Annotated in this window: 19 protein-coding genes; 12 read left to right on the top strand and 7 right to left on the bottom strand. The window is 72.4% G+C overall.

The annotated features are described in order from the left end of the window. Positions 1–43 precede the first annotated feature (43 nt). Together QQ657_RS36875 and QQ657_RS36870 are read right to left on the bottom strand one after the other, a co-directional pair. Complete coding sequence (locus QQ657_RS36875) at positions 44–988, bottom strand: MBL fold metallo-hydrolase (RefSeq protein WP_284746953.1); 945 nt, start codon at positions 986–988, stop codon at positions 44–46. Positions 989–1,060: 72 nt separating this feature from the next. Continuing rightward, positions 1,061–2,320: a ricin-type beta-trefoil lectin domain protein gene (locus QQ657_RS36870; protein ID WP_284746952.1), complete on the bottom strand. Its 1,260-nt coding sequence runs from the start codon at positions 2,318–2,320 to the stop codon at positions 1,061–1,063. A 556-nt stretch (positions 2,321–2,876) separates the two neighbouring features. On the opposite strand from QQ657_RS36870, the gene QQ657_RS36865 reads away from it, so the two are divergent. The 4 genes from QQ657_RS36865 to QQ657_RS36850 are packed head-to-tail and all read left to right on the top strand — an operon-like array spanning position 2,877 to position 6,679. Next, a complete protein-coding gene (locus QQ657_RS36865) occupies positions 2,877–3,353 on the top strand; it encodes a PTS sugar transporter subunit IIB (protein ID WP_284746951.1) in 477 nt (158 codons plus the stop codon). A 6-nt stretch (positions 3,354–3,359) separates the two neighbouring features. After that, positions 3,360–4,979 carry a PTS system mannose/fructose/sorbose family transporter subunit IID gene (locus QQ657_RS36860; protein ID WP_284746950.1) on the top strand — a complete coding sequence of 540 codons (1,620 nt, stop codon included), beginning with the start codon at positions 3,360–3,362 and terminating at the stop codon, positions 4,977–4,979. A 12-nt stretch (positions 4,980–4,991) separates the two neighbouring features. Next, positions 4,992–5,375, top strand: coding sequence for a PTS sugar transporter subunit IIA (locus QQ657_RS36855; protein ID WP_284746949.1), 384 nt, complete (start codon positions 4,992–4,994; stop codon positions 5,373–5,375). Next, positions 5,372–6,679, top strand: coding sequence for a hypothetical protein (locus QQ657_RS36850; RefSeq protein WP_284746948.1), 1,308 nt, complete (start codon positions 5,372–5,374; stop codon positions 6,677–6,679). The genes QQ657_RS36855 and QQ657_RS36850 overlap by 4 nt, the downstream gene beginning before the upstream one ends. Here QQ657_RS36850 and QQ657_RS36845 read toward each other — a convergent pair. The 3 genes from QQ657_RS36845 to QQ657_RS36835 form a co-directional block, all read right to left on the bottom strand. Further along, the gene (locus tag QQ657_RS36845; protein WP_284746947.1) at positions 6,642–7,397 is read right to left on the bottom strand and encodes a hypothetical protein; all 756 of its coding nucleotides are present in this window, start codon (positions 7,395–7,397) and stop codon (positions 6,642–6,644) included. The two genes, QQ657_RS36850 and QQ657_RS36845, sit on opposite strands and share 38 nt — an antisense overlap. Positions 7,398–7,457: 60 nt before the next feature. Further along, a complete protein-coding gene (locus QQ657_RS36840) occupies positions 7,458–8,225 on the bottom strand; it encodes a GntR family transcriptional regulator (protein WP_284746946.1) in 768 nt (255 codons plus the stop codon). A gap of 71 nt (positions 8,226–8,296) precedes the next feature. Continuing rightward, on the bottom strand, positions 8,297–11,380 hold the full coding sequence (locus QQ657_RS36835; RefSeq protein ID WP_284746945.1) for an AfsR/SARP family transcriptional regulator: 3,084 nt from the start codon (positions 11,378–11,380) through the stop codon (positions 8,297–8,299). A gap of 85 nt (positions 11,381–11,465) precedes the next feature. Here QQ657_RS36835 and QQ657_RS36830 point away from each other — a divergent pair, with 85 nt between their 5' ends. Continuing rightward, a complete protein-coding gene (locus QQ657_RS36830) occupies positions 11,466–12,080 on the top strand; it encodes a thioesterase II family protein (RefSeq protein ID WP_284746944.1) in 615 nt (204 codons plus the stop codon). Here QQ657_RS36830 and QQ657_RS36825 read toward each other — a convergent pair. Further along, on the bottom strand, positions 12,029–12,202 hold the full coding sequence (locus QQ657_RS36825) for a hypothetical protein (protein WP_284746943.1): 174 nt from the start codon (positions 12,200–12,202) through the stop codon (positions 12,029–12,031). The genes QQ657_RS36830 and QQ657_RS36825 overlap by 52 nt on opposite strands. 171 nt (positions 12,203–12,373) lie before the next feature. Between QQ657_RS36825 and QQ657_RS36820 the strand changes: the two genes are divergently transcribed. From QQ657_RS36820 to QQ657_RS36805, 4 genes are all read left to right on the top strand, one after another. Further along, positions 12,374–13,321: a methyltransferase gene (locus QQ657_RS36820; protein WP_350310737.1), complete on the top strand. Its 948-nt coding sequence runs from the start codon at positions 12,374–12,376 to the stop codon at positions 13,319–13,321. Between the two features lie 19 nt (positions 13,322–13,340). Beyond that, positions 13,341–14,585 carry an MFS transporter gene (locus QQ657_RS36815; RefSeq protein ID WP_284746941.1) on the top strand — a complete coding sequence of 415 codons (1,245 nt, stop codon included), beginning with the start codon at positions 13,341–13,343 and terminating at the stop codon, positions 14,583–14,585. Between the two features lie 300 nt (positions 14,586–14,885). Further along, entirely contained in the window at positions 14,886–15,215 is a 330-nt protein-coding gene (locus tag QQ657_RS36810; RefSeq protein ID WP_284746940.1) for a hypothetical protein, read from the top strand. A 10-nt stretch (positions 15,216–15,225) separates the two neighbouring features. Continuing rightward, positions 15,226–15,489 (top strand): SH3 domain-containing protein, encoded by a 264-nt coding sequence (locus tag QQ657_RS36805; protein ID WP_284746939.1) that lies wholly within the window; start codon positions 15,226–15,228, stop codon positions 15,487–15,489. Positions 15,490–15,492: 3 nt separating this feature from the next. On the opposite strand, the gene QQ657_RS36800 is transcribed toward QQ657_RS36805, so the two are convergent. After that, positions 15,493–16,404, bottom strand: a complete 912-nt coding sequence (locus QQ657_RS36800; protein ID WP_284746938.1) for a Kelch repeat-containing protein — start codon at positions 16,402–16,404, stop codon at positions 15,493–15,495. Positions 16,405–16,759: 355 nt separating this feature from the next. Here QQ657_RS36800 and QQ657_RS36795 point away from each other — a divergent pair, with 355 nt between their 5' ends. The 3 genes from QQ657_RS36795 to QQ657_RS36785 all read left to right on the top strand — a co-directional run bounded on the left by QQ657_RS36795 (position 16,760) and on the right by QQ657_RS36785 (position 19,472). Further along, positions 16,760–17,734 carry an ABC transporter substrate-binding protein gene (locus tag QQ657_RS36795; protein ID WP_284746937.1) on the top strand — a complete coding sequence of 325 codons (975 nt, stop codon included), beginning with the start codon at positions 16,760–16,762 and terminating at the stop codon, positions 17,732–17,734. Between the two features lie 231 nt (positions 17,735–17,965). Next, entirely contained in the window at positions 17,966–18,772 is an 807-nt protein-coding gene (locus QQ657_RS36790; protein ID WP_284747044.1) for an ABC transporter ATP-binding protein, read from the top strand. Beyond that, positions 18,765–19,472 (top strand): ABC transporter ATP-binding protein, encoded by a 708-nt coding sequence (locus tag QQ657_RS36785; protein ID WP_284746936.1) that lies wholly within the window; start codon positions 18,765–18,767, stop codon positions 19,470–19,472. The genes QQ657_RS36790 and QQ657_RS36785 overlap by 8 nt, the downstream gene beginning before the upstream one ends. The last annotated feature ends 19 nt before the right edge of the window (positions 19,473–19,491 follow it).

Here is a 19,491-nt window from a genome sequence, read left to right as displayed (position 1 = left end):
CTGTCAAAGGCTGATAAGTATTAGCCACCGTCCGGAGCAGCGCTCAGGAGATGCGGCGGACCGGCTCTCCGCCCAGCAGGCAGTCGAGGTCGATCCGGCCGCCCGCCGCCGCGAGGACCGCGTCGATCGCCAGGTCGACGTCCAGCTTCCGGCCGTGCTGGTCGGCGTAGGCGCGCATCAGGTTGCCGATGTGGCGCTCGGGGTTGCGCCACGACGGCCAGCGCAGCGACGCCTGGTCGGCCAGCCTCGTGAAGTCCGTCTGACGCTCCGTCACCTCGAGCAGCCACTCCAGGTAGACGCGCATCGCGTGCAGCGCGCTGTGCCCCGGGGTCGCCACCGGGCCGTGCCCCGGGACGACGGTCCGCGGGCGGAACGTGTCCTGCAGCCACGCGAGCGCGTCGAGCCAGCCCGGGATCGAGCCGTGCACCGTCAGCGGCGTGTCGCCGACGGACACGAGGTCGCCGGTGAACAGCGTGCCCGAGCGGGGCTCGTGCACCACCAGGTCGCCCGCGGTGTGGGCGACGCCGGGAACCGCCACGACGTCGGCGACCGCGTCGCCGAGGTCGAGGCGGCGCCAGCCGGTGACCGGCCGGACCACGTCCGGCTCCGGGGGCTCGAGCACGCCCCACTGGGTGTAGGTGAAGACGTTGCCGTAGGTCTGCGGCCCGGCCTTGACCAGGTCGACGGCGCCGGGCGCGGCCAGCGCCGTCCCACCTTCGCGCAGCGCGACCCCGACGCCGTTGTGGTGCTCGCCGTGCGCGTGCGTGACGACGACGGTCAGCTCCTGCTCGCCCGCGTACTTGCGGACGTCGCGCATGAGCTCCAGCGTCGCCTGCTCGGTGCCGCACGTGTCGACCAGCACGACGCCTTCGCTGCCCTGGATCCAGCCGCTGTTCGAGACGAACCACTCCGCCGGGCTCTTCACGTACGCGACCACGCCCGGGCGTGCGTGCCGGAGCGGGACGATGTTCGATGTGACGGCCGGCATGGTTCCTCCCCTGGACTGACGAAGCGGTTAACGACGGGAGCGCGGCCAGGTTGCGCCTTCGGCCGCCGAGGGTCAGCCGGCGAGCACCCAGCGCTGGTTCGCGGTCGCCGCGCAGGTCCAGATCTGCAGGCGGGTGCCGTCGGCCGAGGAGTTCCCGGTCGCGTCGAGGCACTTGCCCGACTGCGGGTTCAGCAGTGTGCCGTCGGCCCGCGCCTGCCACGTCTGCGCGCCGGTGGCGTTGCAGTCCCACAGCTGGACGAGCGTACCGTCCGCGGTGCCGCTGTTCGAGACGTCGAGGCACTTGCCGAAGGCGCGGAGGGTGCCGTTCTGCCTGGTCCAGCGCTGGGCGGCGGTCGAGTTGCACGTCCAGAGCTGCACGGCCGTGCCGTTGCCGGTGTTCGACGCGCTGACGTCGGCGCACTTGCCGCCGATCCCGGTGATGGTGCCGGCGGGGTAGGGCGTGCCGCTCGCGATGAGGTATGCGCTGGTCGCGACGTTCCAGTGGGTCGCCAGGTAGCTGCCGGGCGCCGGGTTGGTGTTGAAGTAGTCGTCGCCGAGGCAGTCGAACTGGTTCTCCGGCGCGCCCGGGCAGACCTTCACGAGGGTGCCCGGCGGGTTCGGGAGCCCGCCGTCGTCGTAGCACATGATGTCCTCGTCGTCCCAGCAGTGACCGAAGGCGCTGGAGTGCGGCGCGCTGCCCTGGACGGCGCCGAGGGTGTGGAGGAGTTCGTGCCCGGTGGCCTGCCAGGACCAGCAGCCGGTGCCGACCGTGGCGTAGTGCGGGCCGGCGTTGTAGGGGTTGGCCGAGCCGGGGCTGTCGTTGCCGCCGTTGCCGAACGCGAGGCCGCAGCCGTCCTTGTCGTACCAGACGATGTACTTGCGGTCGGCGCGGTTGTAGCCCTGGGCCTTGATGGCGTTGGTGATCGTGTCGACGGTCGCCATGTCGCCCTGGGCGATGGTCACGTTGTTCACGGTGGCCCGGCAGCTGGAGTCGGTGACGTACCGGACGTGGCGCACGCCGCCGCCGAGCCGGCTCGCGGCCTCGACGAAACCGTCGTCGATCTGGCTCGCGAAGGTCTGGAACTGGCCGGCGAACTGGGCGTACCGGTCGGCCTGGGTGTTGCCGCGGACGTAGAGAGCCTGGACGCGCTTGCCGCTGGTGCCGTCGCCGTCGCAGACGGTGGACATCGGTGCCACGGCCGCGGTCTGTTTCCGCAGGTGATCGGGCAGGTGTTCGGTGCCGTCACCCGCGGCGGCGGCCGAGGGCAGCAGGGCGGTGGCGAAGACGAGGGCGGTGCTGAGCGCGGCGAGGCGCCAGGATCTCGTGGTCATGGGGGAGTTCCGCCTTTCCCGGTGCGACAGGGGACGAGAAGTGCGGTCTAGACCACTGAGGATGATAGACAGCGGGTGAGCGGGCTGTCACTGACAAGAACGGACAGCTTGGGGTGAATCACCCACGGCCGGTGTTCGTGACGCTCGGCGGTGCCCGCTGGCGGTGGCAAACGTCTTGAATGAGTCATTCAGGTCTTGGGAGGTCTTGAATGACTCATTCAAGACGCCGGTGACCGATGCGCGCGGCCTGACCTGGGGGTCGCCGCGTCGCCGCGCTCATCCGGATATTTCGGTCATCCGATTGAAAATGATCTTCCCGGACCGCTGGGCGGTACGGGTCTTGACAGTCGATCTCGTACGTCCATACTGGTATATACCTTTATGGGAGGGTCCGGGAAATATCCGAGGGGGGCTTCGCGCTCGCGGGCCGACGGAAGGTCTGAGGGGTCCTTCCGTCGGCCGCGCGAAGCCGTCGTTGAAAACCGCCGGTCACGGACAGCGTTGACACAACTACTGGTACGAACCAGGATGGGTGCTGCCGGCCGGGAGGAGACACATGGCGGGGGCACACGTCCGGATCGACAACCGGCTGATCCACGGGCAGGTCACCGTCGCCTGGACGCGGCGGCTCGGCGTGCGCCGGCTGGTCGTCTGCAACGACGACGTCGCCGCCGATGACCTGCAGCGCATGCTGCTTCCGCAGGCCGCCCGCGGGCTGCCCACCGACATTCTCACCGTCGCCGAAGCGCTCGAAACGACCGCCGGCGCGGACGTCATGATCCTCGCGAAGCATCCCGAAGACGCCTTTCGCCTCGTCGACGGCGGGCTGCGACCCGAGACGGTCAACGTCGGCAACGTCGCGCCGCGGCCCGGCACCGCCTACACCATGGTCACGCGCTCGATCGCGGTCACCGCGGACGAGGCCGACGCCTACCGCAAGCTCGCCGCGTCGGGCGTCCCGCTGGTCACGCAGCTGATGCCGCACGACAAGCCCGCCGAATTCGTCCCGTTGCTCGACCGGAAAGGGCTCTAGCCCCGCATGCTCGTCGCGCTGGCCCTGACTCTGTGGGCGATCTACTGCACCTACGACGGGCTCGGCCCGTTCCTCATCTACGCCCAGCGCCCGCTGATCGCCGGCTCGGTCGCCGGGCTGATCGTCGGGCACCCGCTGCTCGGCCTGCTGATCGGCGCGACGCTGGAGCTGGCCGCCCTCGGTGTCTACACCTACGGCGGCGCGACCATCCCGGACTACCAGACCGGCGCGATCGTCGGCACCGCGCTGGCCGCGGGTGCCGCCGGCGACACGTCCGCGCAGGTCGCGATCGGGCTCGGCGTCGGGCTGCCGGCCGCGATCCTGCTCGCCGCGCTCGATCCCGTCGGCAAGATCATCACCACCGCGCTGGTCCACCGGGCCGACGGTTACGCCGCCGACGGCAACGCGCGCGGCCTCGCCCTGATCCACTGGATCAGCCTGGTGCCCTGGGTGGCGGTGCGCGCGATCCCGACGTTCCTCGCCGCGCTCGCCGCGTCCGGCGGCCTGGTCAAGGACATCACGGCGAGCATCCCCGCCGGGTTCGTGCAGGGCATGACGCTCGCCGGGTCGCTGCTGCCGGCCGTCGGGTTCGCGCTGCTGCTCGGCATGATGGAGCTGACCCGGTACTGGTACCTGCTGCTGATCGGGTTCGTCGCGTTCGCCTACCTCCACGTGCCGCTGCTGGGCATCGCGCTGATCGGCGTCGCGGTCGCGATGCTGTTCGTGACGCTCAAGCGCGACGAGCCGGCGGTCGTGGTCCCGGAAAGCCCCGCCGAAGAGTCTACTGTGGACGTCCGGCTGACGAAGCAGGACCTGCGCCGCGTGTTCCGCCGGTACTTCTGGTCCAGCCAGATCTCCTGGAACTACGAGCGGATGCAGGCGCTCGGGTTCGCGTACTCGATGGAACCGGTGCTGCGCCGGCTCTACCCGGAGAAGGCCGACTACGTCGCCGGCCTGCAGCGGCACCTCCAGTTCTTCAACACCTCGGTGCTCGTCGGCGGCCCGCTGATCCTCGGCTCGAGCGTCGCGCTGGAAGAAGCCGGCACGCCGAAGTCGGCCGCGAGCACGAAGGTCGCGCTGATGGGGCCGATGGCCGGCATCGGCGACACCGTCGTCTTCGCGCTGTACAACAGCATCATCTTCACCATGGGCGCGTCGTGGGCGCTGCAGGGCAGCTGGCTCGGCCCCGCCTTCGCCGCGGTGATGGTGCTCGTGCCGTACGCGCTGGTGCGGCGCTGGCAGTTCGGGTTCGCCTACCGCGAAGGGAAACGGCTGGCCGGCCGCCTCGCCGCCGGCGCGCTCGCCCGGGTCGCCCAGGGGGCGACCGTGCTCGGGTTCGTCGTGCTCGGCGGGTTCATCCCGTCGATCGTCAAGGTCGTCACCACGCTGACCTACCGCCAGACCACCACGGTCCAGGGGCAGCCGGTGACGCAGGCCGTCGCGATCCAGGACCGGCTCGACGAGCTGGTCCCGTTCCTGCTGCCGGTGCTCGTCACCGCCGGGGTGTACCTGCTGACGGCCAAGGCCCGCCTGCGGCCCGTCTGGATCATCGCCATCGTCGTCGTCGCCGGGGTCGTCCTGGGGTGGCTCGGCTGGTTCGCGCCGTCGGCCCCGGCGAAGAGTTAAGGAGACACCGCCATGTCCGTCCCGATCGTCCTCGCCGGGCACGGGCGGCTGCCCTCCGGCGTGGGGGAAGCCGCCGAAATGATCCTCGGGCCGCAGTCGCGCCTGAAGGTCTGCGAGCTGAGCCCGCACGACAGCCCGGAGGAGTTCGGCGTCCGCGTGCTCGGGCTGCTCGGCGACGCCACCGAGGCGCTCGTGCTCGCCGACCTGCACGGCGGCTCGCCGTTCAACGCCGTCCGCGCGCTCGCGCACCCGCGCCTCCAGCTGGTGTCCGGCCTCAACCTGCCGATGCTGCTGGAGGTCCTGCTGCACACGACCGACGACGTCACCGAGCTCGCCGGGGTGGCTCGCGCCGCCGGCCGGGACGGCGTCGTCGACGTCCTGGAATCCACCTGGTGACCGCCGCGCTCCTGCTCGCCGCGCAAGACGTCCGGATCACGCCGGGGCCCGGGCACCCGCTCGGCGGCTACCTGGCCCGGGACGGCGTCGCGACCGGCACGCACGACGACCTCGAGGCGTCGCTGATCTGGCTCTCCACCGAGGACGACCCCGGCGTGCTGTGGGTGGCGCTCGACGCGCTCGCGGTCGACGCCGGCCTCACCCGCACCCTGGCCGACGCCGTCGGGACCGCGGTGGGCATCGACCCGGAGCGGGTGCTCGTCTGCGCGTCGCACACGCATTCCGGGCCCGAGGGCTGGACCGGCCCGTTGCACCCCGGGCTGCCGGGGCGGCGCGACGCCGGGCTGGTCGGCCGCATGGCCGAGACGGTCACCGGCGCGGCGCTGCGGCTGCGCGCGTGCCGCGGCCGCGTCCGGGCCCGCTGGCACGCGGGGTCGACGGAGGCCGTCGGCGGCAACCGCTACCGGCCGGACGGGCCGCACGACACGTCGTTCGGCGTGCTGGAGCTGCGCCGCGACGACGGTTCGCCGGCCGCGCTGCTGTTCGACTACGCCAGCCACCCGACCGTGCTGGGGCCCGACAACCTGACGTGGTCGGCGGACTGGCCGGGTGCGACGCGGCGCGAGCTGGCGAGCCTGATCGGCCAGCCGGTGTCGGCGTTCCTGCAGGGCGCGGCGGGCGACGCGAGCTCCCGGTTCGTCCGGCGCGGCCGCGACCACGACGAGGTCCGCACCCTCGGCGGCCACCTCGCGACGTCGATCGCGCGGACGCTGGCGGCAGCCTCGGCGACGGCGGAAACCGGCCCGGTCCGGTTGTCGAGATCGGCGTTGCACCTGCCTTATCGCGAGGTGCCGTCGCTTGAAGACAGCCTGGAGCTGCGGCAGTCGGCCGAGCGCGAGTGGCAGCGCGAGCTGGCCCACCACGGCGAGGACCACCCGGCGGTCCGGATCGCGCAGACGCGCTACGAGGGGTGCGCGATGCTCGCGTCGATGGCGGCCACCGACCGGCCGACGGGCTGCGCGGAGGTCCCGGTCAGCGTGGTGACGCTGGGGGAGATCGCGTGGCTGCACACGCCGTTCGAGCTGTTCGCTTCACTGGGGTTGAGGATCCGGCGGGGGAGCCCGTTCCGGCACACGCGCGTGATCGGCTACACGGACGGATACCTGGGGTACCTCCCGGACGCGGACGGGCACCGCGGCGGGGTTTACGAGTCGTACGTGACGCTGTTCGGGCCCGATGCCGCGGACGAGCTGGTGGCGCACTGCCTCAAGCTGCTCCGGGCTCATCAGGCGGGCCCCACCTAGGCCACTCGAGGGGGAACCCGAAGCCGAGCACGGTGACGGCCAGGATCCCGGCGCCCGCCAGAAAGAAGACCGTGCCGAGCGAGGGGTTCACGTCTTCGGGCAGCATCGGGCGGACGAACCGGCCGCGGTCGTACAGCACGGTGAACCGTTCCCCCTCGACGGTTTCGGCCGTGCTGCGCAGATCACCGCGCAGCGGCGTCGACCCACCCGGCAGGACGAGCGTGGTGTCGTGGAAGGGGCGCACCGGCGCCACCTCGATCAGGGCCGGTGCGCCGCGGTGGGTCAGGACCAGGTCGGTCACCAGGCCCGGTCCGGAGAGGGCCAGGACGAGCAAGCCCAGCATGGTGAACGTGAGCTGGCCGAAGTCCCCGTCCGGCATCCAGGCGCCACGCCACCAGGCAACCGCCCACAGGGCTGCGCCGAGCACGCCGAAGCCGGTCGCGAGAACGACGATCTCGCCGAGCCGGTTCTCCTGGTACGCGGCCAAGACCGCGATCGCCGCCGAAGCCGCGAGGACGCCGGCGAACACCAGCCGGCGGTACACCTTCTCCACGCGCCACCCCGGGTCGTCTTCCGGCACCTGGCGCGGCTTGGGCTTGGACTTGGGCCCTGGCTTCGGTCCGGGCTTCGGGTCCCGGCGGGCGGACCACGCCGCGAGCGCGGCCGTCGACCCCAGGAGCGCGGCGGCGAGTGCGAAGAGCTTGGTCCGGCCTGCCATCGCGGTCCTCCCCTGCGTCCGTGCCGGTAGCACGCGGCAGGGACGCCGGAGGTTGCCCGGTCAGGACGGGCTGCGCCGCGCCTGCGTGAAGACGGTGTAGCGGTCCGCGCGGTAGAGCGAGCGGCCCGCTTCGATGACGCCGCCGCTCTGGTCGTGGAGCGTGCCCTCGATGATCAAGCACGGCTGGGTCGGCTCGATGTCGAGTAAGGCCGCGTCCCCGGTGTCCGGGAGGACCGCGGAGATCGCCGTGTCGTTCCACTCCGCGTGCACGCCCCAGCGCTCCTCGAGCGTGCGGTGCAGGGACTGCGTCTCCCAGTCGAACAGCTCGATGTCGGGGAACCGGTCGACCGACAGGTTCGTGCGCTCGACCGCGAACGGCTCGTCGGCGACGTAACGCAGGCGCTCCAGCCGGAACACGCGCGCACCCGGGGGGACGTTGAGCCGGCCGGCCAGGCGGGGCATCGCGCGCTCGACCTCGGCGTGGAGCACCTTCGTCTTGGGCACCACGCCGCGGGCCTTCATGTCCTCGGTGAACGAGGTGAGCATGTCGATGTGCGCGGCCTGGCGTTCGGCGGTGAACGTCGCGGTGCCGTGCTGGCGGTAGAGGACGCCGTCGGAGACCAGGCGGTTGATCTCCTGGCGCACGGTGCCGCGGGCGACGCTGAAGTGTTCGGCGAGGAACCGTTCGGACGGCATCAGCCGCCCGGCGCCGGCCTCGTTCGCGACGCTTTCGAGGATCTCGCGGAGCTGTTCGCCCTTGGGCCGCCCCGGCTGCAGCGCGTCCGGGAGCCGGAGATCGCTCGCGAGGACGTGTTTCGGACGGGGCATGGCTTCAGTATGTCGCGCCGGCGGGCCGGAGGTAACACCACGCGCGGCCGGGGCAGGCCGGGATAAGGAACTCAGCCTGTTGCGCGGCGGGCGAAGTCGGCGAGAAAGCGCTCGGCGAGCGCTTCCCCCGTCACGTGCCCCACCGACCGGTACAGCCCCCGGGCCTCGCGCGCCGTCCCGACGGCCAGCATCGAACGGCCGGCCGCACCTTCCACCGCCGCCAAACCGAGCAGTGCCTGGGCCTCCAAAAGCCGGTACCCGCCCGCGCGCGCCGCGTCCAAGGCCGCTCGCGCGTGCTCGCCCGCTTCCGAAACCCGCCCGGCCGCCGCCAAGACCCACGCCAGCGTCGCCGACGCCTCGGCCAGCTGGCCCCGCAGGCCCGACTCCGCCGCCAGCTCCCGGGCTTCGCTCAGCACGCGCTCGGCCGAGGCCAGGTCGCCGGCGGCTTCCGACGCCCGGCCCAGTGCGATCAACGCCGCCGCCTCCACTTGGCGGTCGCCGTCGCGGCGGACGCGGTCCAAGGCCTCTTCCGCCGTCCGCGCCGCCGCGTCGTGGTCGCCGCGCGCGCCCTGCAACGCGCTCGACGCGGTGAGCGCCGTCGCCTCGCCGAAGCTCGAACCGAGGTCGCGGAACGCGCTCAGCGATCCCTCCACCGCTTCCGCCGCTTCCTCGAAGCGGCCCGTCTCCAGCAGCACCCAGCCGAGGTCGGCGAGGTTCGCGGCCTCCCAGAACCGCAGCTGTTCGCGGCGGCACAGCGCGACCGCCTCGCACAGGCAGTCCTCCGCCTGCTCCAGCCGGCCCAGCTGCCGGTAGTGGCAGCTCAGCGAGTTCAGCGCGAGCGCCTCGCCCGACCGGTTGGCCAGCTCGCGGAACAGCTGGATCGCGCGCCGGCTGTGTTCGACGGCTTCCGACAGCCGGCCGGTCCACTCCAGCATCGACCCCAGGTTCGCGACCGCCGTCGCCTCGCACTCGCGCCAGCCGCACGCCCGGCTGGCCAGCACCGCCTTCTCCGAGTGGCGGATGCCCGCCTCGTGCTGGCCTTCGCGGAAGTACGCGCCGCCGATCGACAGGTGCACCAGCGCCTCGGCCGGCTGGGCGCCGCGCTCGTGCGCCGCGTGCAGCACGATCGGCGCGAGCTCCAGCCACTCCGCGCGGCGGCCGTGGTCGTGGAAGAACCGCCGCAGCGCGTCGGCGAGGTACCAAGCGGCGGGGTAGGGCCCCCGCGTCGCCGCCAGCCGCAGCGCCGCCGCCAGGTTCGGCACCTCGACGTCCAGCCAGGCCACGGCTTCGGCGGCGTCGGCGAACGCGACCGGGCTCGGCGCCGCCGGGGCGTCTTCGCGGGGGAGCGTCACGATCCGCGCGCCGAACAGCGCGACGGCGGCGTCCGCGGCCGCGCAGTACCCGGTGAACAGCCGCTCCCACGCCTTTTCGCGCGCGATTTCGTCTTCGTCGGCGCGGACGCACCGCTCGGCGTAGCGCCGGGCGAGGTCGTGGAACCGGTAGCGGCGCGGCGCGGGTGCTTCGACGAGGTTCGCCGCGGCCAGTCCGCGCAGCCGCCGGGTCGCCTCGTCGAGCGGCACGTCCAGCAGGGCCGCCGCGGCGACCGCCGTGAAGTCGGCCCCTGGCACCAGCGCCAGCAGCCGGAACGCGTGCCGCAGCCCGGGCGGCAACGCCTGGTAGGACACCGAAAACGCCTTCGCGACGGCACTCTCTTCGGCCCCGTCGAAGCCGAGCTGGGCCAAGGGGTCGCCGCGCAGCTCTTCGACGAGCTCGCCGAGGCTCGCGACCCCGGTGTTCGCCGCCGCGATCCGCAGGGCGAGCGGGTGGTGGCCGCAGAGCCGGGCCAGCTCGTCCGCCGCCTCCGGCTCGGCGGTGGCCCGCTCGCCGAGCAGGGCGGTCAGCAGCGCGCGCGAGTCGGCTTCCCGCAGCTGCGCCAGGCCGAGCGACCGCGCGCCGGTGCGTGCGACGAGCTCGTCGAGCCGGTGGCGGCTGGTCACCAGCACCCGGCCCGACGACGGCAGCAGCGGCAGCACCTGGGCGGCGTCGCGGGCGTTGTCCAGCACCACCAGCGCCTGCCGGTCGGCCAGCAGCGACCGGTAGAGCTTGCTCTGGTCGTCGGTGCCCGGCGGCACGTCCCGCAGGTCGACGCCGAGGGTGCGCAGCAGCTGGGCGAGCGCGGCGGCGGGGGTGAGCGGCTCGTCGTCGGCGTCGAAGCCGCGCAGGTTCACGTACAGCTGGCCGTCGGGGAAGCGCGCTCGCGCGGTGTGGGCCCAGTGCACGGCCAGCGCGGTCTTGCCGACGCCGGCGGTGCCGGTGATCACCCAGACGTCGCCGGGCTCGTCGAGCGCGGTCAGCTCGGGGGCCCGGCCGGTGAACCCGCGGACGTCCAGCGGCAGCTCGGCGGGGCGCGGCGCGACCGGGGCCGCGGCCGGCGCCGGCTCGCCCTCACCGCGCAGGATCCGCATCCGCAGCTCCTGCAGGGCCTGGCCGGGTTCGATGCCGAGCTCGTCCACCAGCAGCTCGTGCGCCCGCCGGTACGCCTCGAGGGCCTCCGGCGTGCGGCCGCAGCGGTGCAGCGCGAGCATCAGCGCGGCCCGCGGCCGTTCCCGGAACGGGTGCTCGTCGACGAGCCGGCGCAGCTCCCCGACCACCTCGGTGTGCCGCCCCGAAGCCATCTCCTGCTCGTACAGCTCTTCCAGCACGACGAGCCGGCGTTCGGTCAGCGCCGGGCCTTCGTGCTCGGCGAGAGTCTCGCTGACCCCGCCGAGCGGGGCGCCGTCCCACAGCGCCAGCGCCGCCCGCAGGTGCCGGACGGCGTCGGCCCCGGACGCGGCCCGTGCCCGGGCGACCTCCTCGTCGAACACGTCGAGGTCCCGGTCACCGGGAGCGACCTCGATCACGTAGCCGGGCGCGCGCCGCACGATGACGTCGCGGCCGAGCAGTTTCCGCAGTTCCGAGATGTGCACCTGCAGCCGCCCGCGCACGCTCGGCGGCGCGTTCTCGCCCCAGGTCAGGTCGATGAGCCGGTCTTCGCTGACCACGCGGCCGGGGTTCAGCAGCAGGGCGGCCAGCACGGACGTCTGTTTCTGGCCACCGGGCCGGACGGCGCCCGCGTCGCCGAGGACCGTGACCGGTCCGAGCAGGCGGTAGCGCACGTGGAGCCCCCAGAAGGCCGACCGAAGCGGAACGGAAGTGCCATGAACGAGCCTATCCCCGGCCGAGGAGGAAAGGGGGCCGCGGGTGGACACCGACGAAGCCGAGCGCTTGCTGTTCGTCTGCTTCCCGGACGCGGGGGAGGCAGCCGGCCGGTACCGGGCTTGGCGCGATCCGCGGATCTCGGTGCGGGTCGTCGAGCTGCCCGGGCGGGGCGAGCGCCGCGACGAGCACCCGTACCGGGACATGTGGCTGCTCGTGGAGTCCCTCGCGGCGGAACTGGCCGGGGTGCTGGCCCGCCCGCACGTGCTCTTCGGCGCGGGGCTGGGCGCGCTGGTCGCCTACCGGCTGGCGCAGCGGCGGGTGGCCGCGGGACTGGGGGTCCCGCGGGCACTCGTCGTGGCGCACCAGGCGCCGCCGGACCGGGCCGCGCGGGCCGTGCCGGAGCAGGCGGCCCGCGCGGACGTCAGCCTGCTGGCCAGCGACGCGCACGTGCCCGTGGCGCCGCCGCTGCCGTGCCCGATCCGCGGGATCGGCGAACCGCACGTGATGACGGGGTGGGGCGAGCACACGAACGCGGGGTTCGTGCTCGCCCCGGCCCGGGAGCGGGACAGCGGCGCGCTGCTGCGCGACGCCGTCCTGCGCGCGGGCTACTTGGTCTCGGCGCTGGCCGTGCCGGGCTTGGGCGAGTCACCGATGTAGGGACCGACGCCGATGGACGGGCCGGGCTGGGGCGGGTTCTCGGCCGCCTGGGCGGCGGGCGCGAGGACGAGGACGGCCAGGAAGGCCGTGCCGATGACGGCCTGGAACACACGGGCTTTCATGGTTCGACTCCTCAGGTTCGGATTGCGGCCGATGCTGCCCGAGCCGGCTTCCATATCGCTTCCCTTCGCCGCCAGTGGTCATCCGGTCACCGACCGTCCCTTGTGGAGGGATTCCGCGGGCTGACACTATCGATCGTCATGGGGAGTGACGACACGAACACGATTTTGCGCATGGCGAGCCTGGCGACCCCGATGGCGTTGCGGGTGGCGGTGACCCTGGGCCTGCCCGACCGGCTCCGCGGACCCGGTGCCGAACCGGACGAACTGGCCGAAGGTCTCGGCGTCGCGCCGGTTCCGCTCGGCCTGCTGCTGGGGCACCTGACGACGCTGGGGTTCTTCGAGCGGACGGCCACCGGCTACCGGACCACGGCGTACGGCGAAAACCTCTGCGGCGACACGTTGGCGAGTGTCCTGCTGAACCTGGACACCGCGGGCGGGCGCGCCGAGCTGGCGTTCGTCGAGCTCCTGCACAGCGTCACCACCGGTGAAGCAGGGTATGGCCGCCGGTACGGGCGGGACTTCTGGGCCGATCTCGGCGAGCACCCGCCCCTGCGGGAGTCGTTCGACCGGCAGATGGCGCACCGGCTGCGCGCCGAGGTCCCGCAGCTGGCGGCCGGCTTCGACTGGGGCCGATTCGCCACGGTCGTCGACGTCGGCGGGGGTCCGGGCACCCTGCTGGCCGCGATCCTGGCGGCCCACCCCGGGACGCGGGGCCGGCTGGTCGACCTCGACGTCTCGGCGGCCGGTTCGACGTTTGCCGGGCACGGGCTCGAGGACCGGGCCTCGGCGGTCGCGGGCAGCTTCTTCGACCCGCTCCCCGCGGGCGCGGACGCCTATCTGCTGTGCGACATCCTGCACGACTGGGACGACGAGCAGGCCGGGCGCATCCTCGCCCGCTGCGTCGAGGCGGCGCGTCCGGCCGGTCGGGTGCTGGTCGTCGAGGCGGTCGGCGGGCGGCGGGGCAGCACCGAGATGGACCTGGCCATGCTCGTCATCTTCGGCGGCCGGGAGCGCCGGGTCGCCGAATTCCGTGCCCTTGCCGCCGCTCACGGGCTGGTGCTCGACGGCGTCACCGACGTGAGCGAAGGGCGTTCCCTGCTGGAGTTCAGAATCGTATAAGCGCTGTTACAATTTCGCGGTGCCCCTGAACCACGCCCTCGTCGACCTGACCCCGCTTCGCGTGTCGCCGGCCTTCAGGCGGCTCTGGCTGGGCCGGGTGTTCTCGGGCTTCGGGGCGCAGATGACGCTCGTCGCCGTGATGTTCCAGGTCTGGGAGCAGACCCGGAGCACGGTCTGGACCGGTGCCGTGGGGCTCGCCCAGGCGCTGCCGGTGGTCGTGTTCGGGCTGTTCGCCGGGTCGCTCGTGGACCGCGTCGACCGGCGGAAGTTCGCGCTGGTCACCACCGCGGGGCAGGCGGTCTGCTCGGTTCTGCTCGCGGTGCAGGGGTTTCTCGGTGACGTGCCGGTGCTGCTCGTGCTGGGGCTGGTGGCGGTGCAGTCCTGCTTCGTCGCGGGCGGCGGGCCGGCGGCGCGCACGTTCGTCCCGCGGTTGCTGGCACCGGAGCAGCTCCCGGCCGGGCTGGCGCTGAACCGGATCGCGTTCCAGGGCGCGATGCTGCTCGGCCCGGCGCTGGGCGGGCTGCTGCTGGGCCGGTTCGGGGTGGGCGGCTGCTACCTGGTCGACGCGCTGACGTTCGCGATGGCGTTCTACGGCGTCATCGGCCTCCCGCCGATGCGGCCCACGGGTGAGCCGTCGCGGCCGGGGCTGCGCGGGGTGCTGGACGGGCTGGCGTTCCTGGTGCGCACCCCGGTGGTCCGCGGAGCGCTGCTGACCGACCTGGCGGCGACGGTGCTGTCGATGCCGATCAGCCTGTTCCCGCTGGTGAACGCGGAGAGGTTCGCCGGCGACCCGCGGACGCTGGGGCTGTTCCTGTCGGCGATCGCGGTGGGCGGGGTGGTGGCCTCGGTGTTTTCGGGGACGTTCACGCGGCTGCCCCGGCCGGGGGTGGTGATGCTCGCGGGATCGGCGGCGTGGGGCGGGGCGCTGGTGGTGTTCGGGCTGGCTCCGGACCCGTGGGTGGGGCTCGGGTGCCTGGTCTTGGCTGGTGCCGCGGACACGGTTTCGGTGGTGTCGCGTGGGGCGCTGGTGCAGCTGAACACGCCGGACGCGCTGCTCGGTCGCGTTGCGGCGGCGGAGCAGATCGTCGGGCAGGCGGGTCCGGATCTCGGGAATCTGCGCGGTGGGCTGGTCGCGGGGGCGACCTCGGGTGCGGCGGCGTTGGTGAGTGGCGGGGTGCTGTGCGTGGTGGCGGTGGCGTTGGTGGGCTTGGGGACGCCGGGCTTGCGCCGCTTCGCGACGCCCGCGAAGGCTGCCGCGGGGTAGCGGGCGGCCTGCGGTGCCGGACCGGGTGCGGCCGCGAGCGGGCAGCGCAGGGGGCACCGGCTGGTAGTGGAGCGCCGCCTCAGCAGTCTTGAATGACTCATTCAGGGCGCCGGAGGTCCTGAATGACTCATTCAAGACGTCTGCAACCGGGCCGGCCGACGTTCGTGGTCACCGCGCTGACCGGCGCCGCTGCACGGGTGGACCCGAAGTGTGCACGGCCGGTCATCGCGTGGGCTTCCGCCCGGTCGCGCCGGGAGGTAGTTCTTTCCTGACGACTTCGTCCGTCCGGAAAGGACCGAAATGATCAAGCGAATCTGCGTGGCAGCCCTGCTGGCCGTCGCGGCAGCGGGGCTCACCGTCGCGCCCGCCGAGGCGACCGTCCAAAGTGGAAGCGGCACCATCGACGACCCCTGGGTGCCGACCCGCGCCGCGCACATCACCTGCGCCACCGCGACCCTCTTCGGCAACTACACCCCCGGCCAGGGCCACTCCGACCCGATCGCGACCCTCGTGGAGGGCAACTACATCGGCGTCCGCTACATCACCTCCGACCACAACTCGGCCGACGTCTTCTGGCACGGCACGAGCAAATGGGGCTTCGTGCTCCGCGACTGCTTCACCCTGAACTGAAAGGGAACCGATGAAACGCGCCATCCTGACCACCACCCTCGCCGCCGCCGCGGTGCTCGCCGTGGCGCCCGCCGCTTCGGCCGGCACCGTGCACGAAATCTGCGCCCAGGACCTCTACGTCCGGACGCAGCCCGCCGGCGTCATCATCGGCACCCTCTACCGGGGCGACCACTTCGAGCTTTCGCGGTACTCGCCCAGCGGTGACTGGGCCGAGGGCTACGCCATGGGTCACGTCAACCAGCGCGGCTGGATCCAGGCCGGCTGGTTCTGCTGACCTTCAAGGGAGTTTGAGCGAAAGCACGTCCGGCACGGTGACCACGCTGCCGTAGAGGTTGGCACTCCCGCCGATGGCGAGGACCCGGCGTGTCGGAGTGGCCGCGCAGACCAGCGACGACCGCCCGTGGGGGAGCAGCGTGCCCAGCAGCACCCATTCCCCCGTGCGGACGTCGAGGACCTCGGACGTGCGGTCCCGGGCGGTCAGGTCGTCGACCGGCCCGGGGCCGCCGCCGACCACCACGATCCGGTCGCCCACCCGCACCGCACCGGGCGCGATGCGCCGCTTGTGCATCGGCGTGACCGCCTCCCAGCGGTCGGTGTCCGGGCTGTACCGCTCCACCGAATCGAGCGCGTTCTGTTGCCAGCTGGGCAAACCGCCCAGCGTGTAGAGGTGCGTATCGGTCGCGATGAGCCGGAACCGGGCCCGCGGGGTGAGCATCGGGGCCACCGGCGCCCAGTGCTGCGTGGCCGGGTCGAAGACGAGCACCGCGTCCGTGGCGTGCTCCTTCGGGTCGTTGTCCCCGACGAAACCACCTGCCACGTAAAGCTTTCCGCCCAGTCCGGCCGCCGACGCCGCGCCGAGCGGCACGGGCATGGGCGGGCTCGGCCGCCATTCGTCGGCCGCCGGGTCGTACACCTCGACGACGTCGGTGGTGCGCTCGTCCGGCGTGATCCCGGCGGCGGTGTAGATCAGCCCGCCGACGACGCCGGCCGCGTGGTTGCCGCGCGGTGTCGGCATCGGGCTGACGTAGCGCCAGGCGCCGCTGCCCGTGACCTTGCGCGTCTCCACCGAGCCGAAGCCCACGTTCCCGTCCGTCCCGCCGAGTACGAAGACGTCGTCCCCGACGGTCGCCACCTCGTGGGCGAACCGCGGTGACAGCATCGGCGGCCGGTACCTCCACGACACGTTCATCGGCAACCCCTCCCATTCCGCCCGCCAGAGTCTCCGAAGACGATCTGTTTGTTACTGCTTCGGCCGGAATTGGTTTTTCGCTGCCCGCGGCTCGCGCGCGATTCCTTTCCCGATGGGTCATCCGCTGTAGTGCGCTCGGCTGAATGGCGGATGTTGATCACGCTGTGTGCCGACTTCTCGTGGGTTTGTTTCCCCTGGTGATCACCGTCCGGTGGGTGGATTACCCGTTTGAACGCTGTTCAGGATTTCTCGGATCGATGTTTGCGGACCCGGAAAACGTCATCTACAGTCCCGCAGATCGCGGCCGATACGAGCCGGATTTCCGTGGTCTGAACATTCTCTTGCGAGGAGTGGCATGCTCAAACACGCCTCGATGCGCCGGCTCGCCGTGTTCGCACTCGTCCTCGCGCTGGTGAGCGCGTGCAACCAGCGTGGGGGGTCCGCCGCCGGCGGCACCGTCGAAAAGCCGGCGATCCGGGTCGCGATCTTCTCCGCCGTCGACCTCGCCACTTTCTGGCTGGCACAGGAAGGCGGCTACTTCAAGGCCGAAGGTCTCGACGTCCAGGCCGACACCGGCGCCAGCGGCCAGGAGGCGCTGACCCGGATGACGAACGGCCAGGACGACCTCGCGCTGTCCACCTACACCCTGTTCTTCCTGGCGAAGAACAACGGCACGGACGTGAAGCTGATCGCGGACGCCACCTCGGCGAGCCCGCGCAGCAACGAGCTGGTCACCGTGCCGAACTCGCCGGTCAAGACGGTGGACGACCTGGACGGCAAGCGGATCGCCATCAGCTCGAAGAACGCCGCCTCGGACGTGCTGACCCGGTCGGTGATGCGCGACCACGGGATCGGCACCGACAAGGTGCAGTGGGTGCCGATGCCGTTGCCGGAGATGGGGACCGCGCTGGCGCAGGGCCGCATCGACGCCGCCTACCAGCCGGAACCGTTCCTCACGCAGTCGGCCAAGATCGCCGGTGCGTACCCGGTCATCGACGCCGCCAGCGGCAGCACGCAGGGCTTCCCGCTCACCGGCTTCGGCGCGACGGGGAAGTGGGTCCAGGCCCACCCGAAGACGATGCTCGCGTTCCAGCGCGCGATGCTCAACGCCACGCGCGCCGCGGTCGACCGGGCGCGGATCGAGCCGCTCGTCGTCCGCAACGCCAAAGTGGACCACGACATCGCCAGCCTGATGGTGATGCCCGCGTTCGGGTCCACCTTGGACGCCCGCCGCATCCAGCGGGTGCCGGATCTGTTGCAGCAGCTGGGTGTCGTCCAGACGAAGCTCGACGCCTCGTCGATGATCACGCCGCAGGCGAGTACCGGCTGACCGGAGCCGGGAGCGAAGGGCGGGTGCGCTGAAGAGCGCGCCCGCCCTTCTTGCGTCGTAAGGGCTTCTCCCGGTGGGCGGCCATCGCGAAATTCACGGACCGGTCACGAAGATCCCGTTTCCGGTGGTTCGCACCTTGACACGACCGGCGCCGCGCCCCACCCTCTTCATACCGACCGCGCGGTACGGCCTGGTCCACATAGTGGGACAGGGGAGACGGGAGAGTCGATGATGACACTTCTTGGTGAGGCTCTGCCCGGCGAGGACCTGCTCGTGGTGGACGGCCTCACCGTGCGGTTCGGCGGGCTCACCGCGCTGCGCGACGTCCGGCTGAGCGTCGACGCCGGCACCGTCGTCGGGGTCATCGGGCCGAACGGCGCCGGGAAGACCACGCTCTTCAACGTCATCTGCGGCTTCGTCCGGCCGCAGTCCGGCCGCGTGCTGTGGCGCGGCGAACCGCTCGTGCGGCAGCGTCCCGAACAGCTCGCCGGGCTCGGGATCGTCCGCACCCTGCAGGGCCTCGGCCTCTTCGCCGGGCTGACCGTGCTCGAGAACGTGATGGCCGGCGCGGGCCGGCACGCGAAGACCGGGGTGCTTCCCGCCCTCGTCGGTGCCGGGCGGTCGGCGCGCGACGAGGCCGGCCTGGCCGCGCGCGCCCGGGCGACACTCGGTGAGCTGGGGATCGCCGACCTCGCCGACCGGCTGCCCGGCGTGCTGCCCTACGGCGTGCGAAAACGCGTCGCCCTAGCGCGGGCGCTGGTGGCCGAACCGGACCTGCTGCTGCTCGACGAACCCGCGAGCGGGCTCTCGGCCGCCGAGCTCGTCGAGCTCTCGACGTTGATCCTCTCGCTGCGGCGGCACATGGCGGTCGTGCTCGTCGAGCACCACATGGACCTCGTCATGCAGGTCTGCGACCGCGTCGTGGTGCTCAACTTCGGCGAGGTGATCGCGGCGGGTACCCCGGCCGAGATCCAGGCCGACCCCCGCGTGACCGAGGCCTACCTCGGCGACCCCGCCGAGGAGGCGCCCGGTGCTTGAGATCGACGAGCTTTCCGTGGCCTACGGCGCCGTCCGCGCGCTCGACGGCGTCGGCCTGGAGGTCGAGCGCGGCGGGATCACCGCGGTGCTCGGCGCGAACGGCGCCGGCAAGACGACGTTGCTGCGCACGATCAGCGGCCTGCAGCCGGCCCGCGGCGGCCGGATCCACTGGGACGGCAAGGAACTCACCGGCCTGGCGCCCGACCGCATCGCCCGCGGCGGGGTCGCGCACGTGCCCGAAGGCGGCGGGGTGATCACCGAGCTGACCGTCGACGAGAACCTCCGGCTCGGCGCGCTGTGGCGGCGCGACCGCGCCGACCGCGAGGCCGCGCGCAAGGAGATGTACGAGCTCTTCCCGCCGCTGGAAGAACGTTCGGCGAAACCCGCCTCGACGCTGTCCGGTGGCGAGCGGCAGATGCTGGCCATCGGCCGCGCCCTGATGAGCCGGCCCGACCTGCTGCTGCTCGACGAGCCGTCGCTGGGCCTCGCGCCGCTGATCACCGCGCGGATCATGGGCATCCTGCGGGACCTGCGGACCTCGACCGGGCTCACCGTGGTGCTCGTCGAGCAGAACGCGCACAGCGCGCTGTCCATCGCCGACAACGGTTACGTCCTCGCGCTCGGCAGCGTGGTGGCGGTCGACACCGCCGCGGAGCTGCTGGCCGACGACGGTCTCCGCCACGCCTACCTCGGCTTCTGATCCATCCAACCGGTCACAT

The organism is Amycolatopsis ponsaeliensis (genome assembly GCF_030182635.1).
Lineage (GTDB): Bacteria > Actinomycetota > Actinomycetes > Mycobacteriales > Pseudonocardiaceae > Amycolatopsis > Amycolatopsis ponsaeliensis.
Note: the sequence above shows the minus strand (reverse complement) of the source record. Positions and strands in the feature narration are given on the sequence as shown.

Bases quoted from the DNA above. Each gene is read 5' to 3' on its own strand.
- QQ657_RS36865 (WP_284746951.1), top strand. From the start codon at position 2,877: ATGGCGGGGGCACACGTCCGGATCGACAACCGGCTGATCCACGGGCAG.
- QQ657_RS36825 (WP_284746943.1), bottom strand. From the start codon at position 12,202: ATGAAAGCCCGTGTGTTCCAGGCCGTCATCGGCACGGCCTTCCTGGCC.
- QQ657_RS36860 (WP_284746950.1), top strand. From the start codon at position 3,360: ATGCTCGTCGCGCTGGCCCTGACTCTGTGGGCGATCTACTGCACCTAC.
- QQ657_RS36800 (WP_284746938.1), bottom strand. From the start codon at position 16,404: ATGAACGTGTCGTGGAGGTACCGGCCGCCGATGCTGTCACCGCGGTTC.
- QQ657_RS36840 (WP_284746946.1), bottom strand. From the start codon at position 8,225: ATGCCCCGTCCGAAACACGTCCTCGCGAGCGATCTCCGGCTCCCGGAC.
- QQ657_RS36795 (WP_284746937.1), top strand. From the start codon at position 16,760: ATGCTCAAACACGCCTCGATGCGCCGGCTCGCCGTGTTCGCACTCGTC.
- QQ657_RS36870 (WP_284746952.1), bottom strand. From the start codon at position 2,320: ATGACCACGAGATCCTGGCGCCTCGCCGCGCTCAGCACCGCCCTCGTC.
- QQ657_RS36845 (WP_284746947.1), bottom strand. From the start codon at position 7,397: ATGGCAGGCCGGACCAAGCTCTTCGCACTCGCCGCCGCGCTCCTGGGG.
- QQ657_RS36875 (WP_284746953.1), bottom strand. From the start codon at position 988: ATGCCGGCCGTCACATCGAACATCGTCCCGCTCCGGCACGCACGCCCG.
- QQ657_RS36855 (WP_284746949.1), top strand. From the start codon at position 4,992: ATGTCCGTCCCGATCGTCCTCGCCGGGCACGGGCGGCTGCCCTCCGGC.
- QQ657_RS36820 (WP_350310737.1), top strand. From the start codon at position 12,374: ATGGCGAGCCTGGCGACCCCGATGGCGTTGCGGGTGGCGGTGACCCTG.
- QQ657_RS36790 (WP_284747044.1), top strand. From the start codon at position 17,966: ATGACACTTCTTGGTGAGGCTCTGCCCGGCGAGGACCTGCTCGTGGTG.
- QQ657_RS36805 (WP_284746939.1), top strand. From the start codon at position 15,226: ATGAAACGCGCCATCCTGACCACCACCCTCGCCGCCGCCGCGGTGCTC.
- QQ657_RS36810 (WP_284746940.1), top strand. From the start codon at position 14,886: ATGATCAAGCGAATCTGCGTGGCAGCCCTGCTGGCCGTCGCGGCAGCG.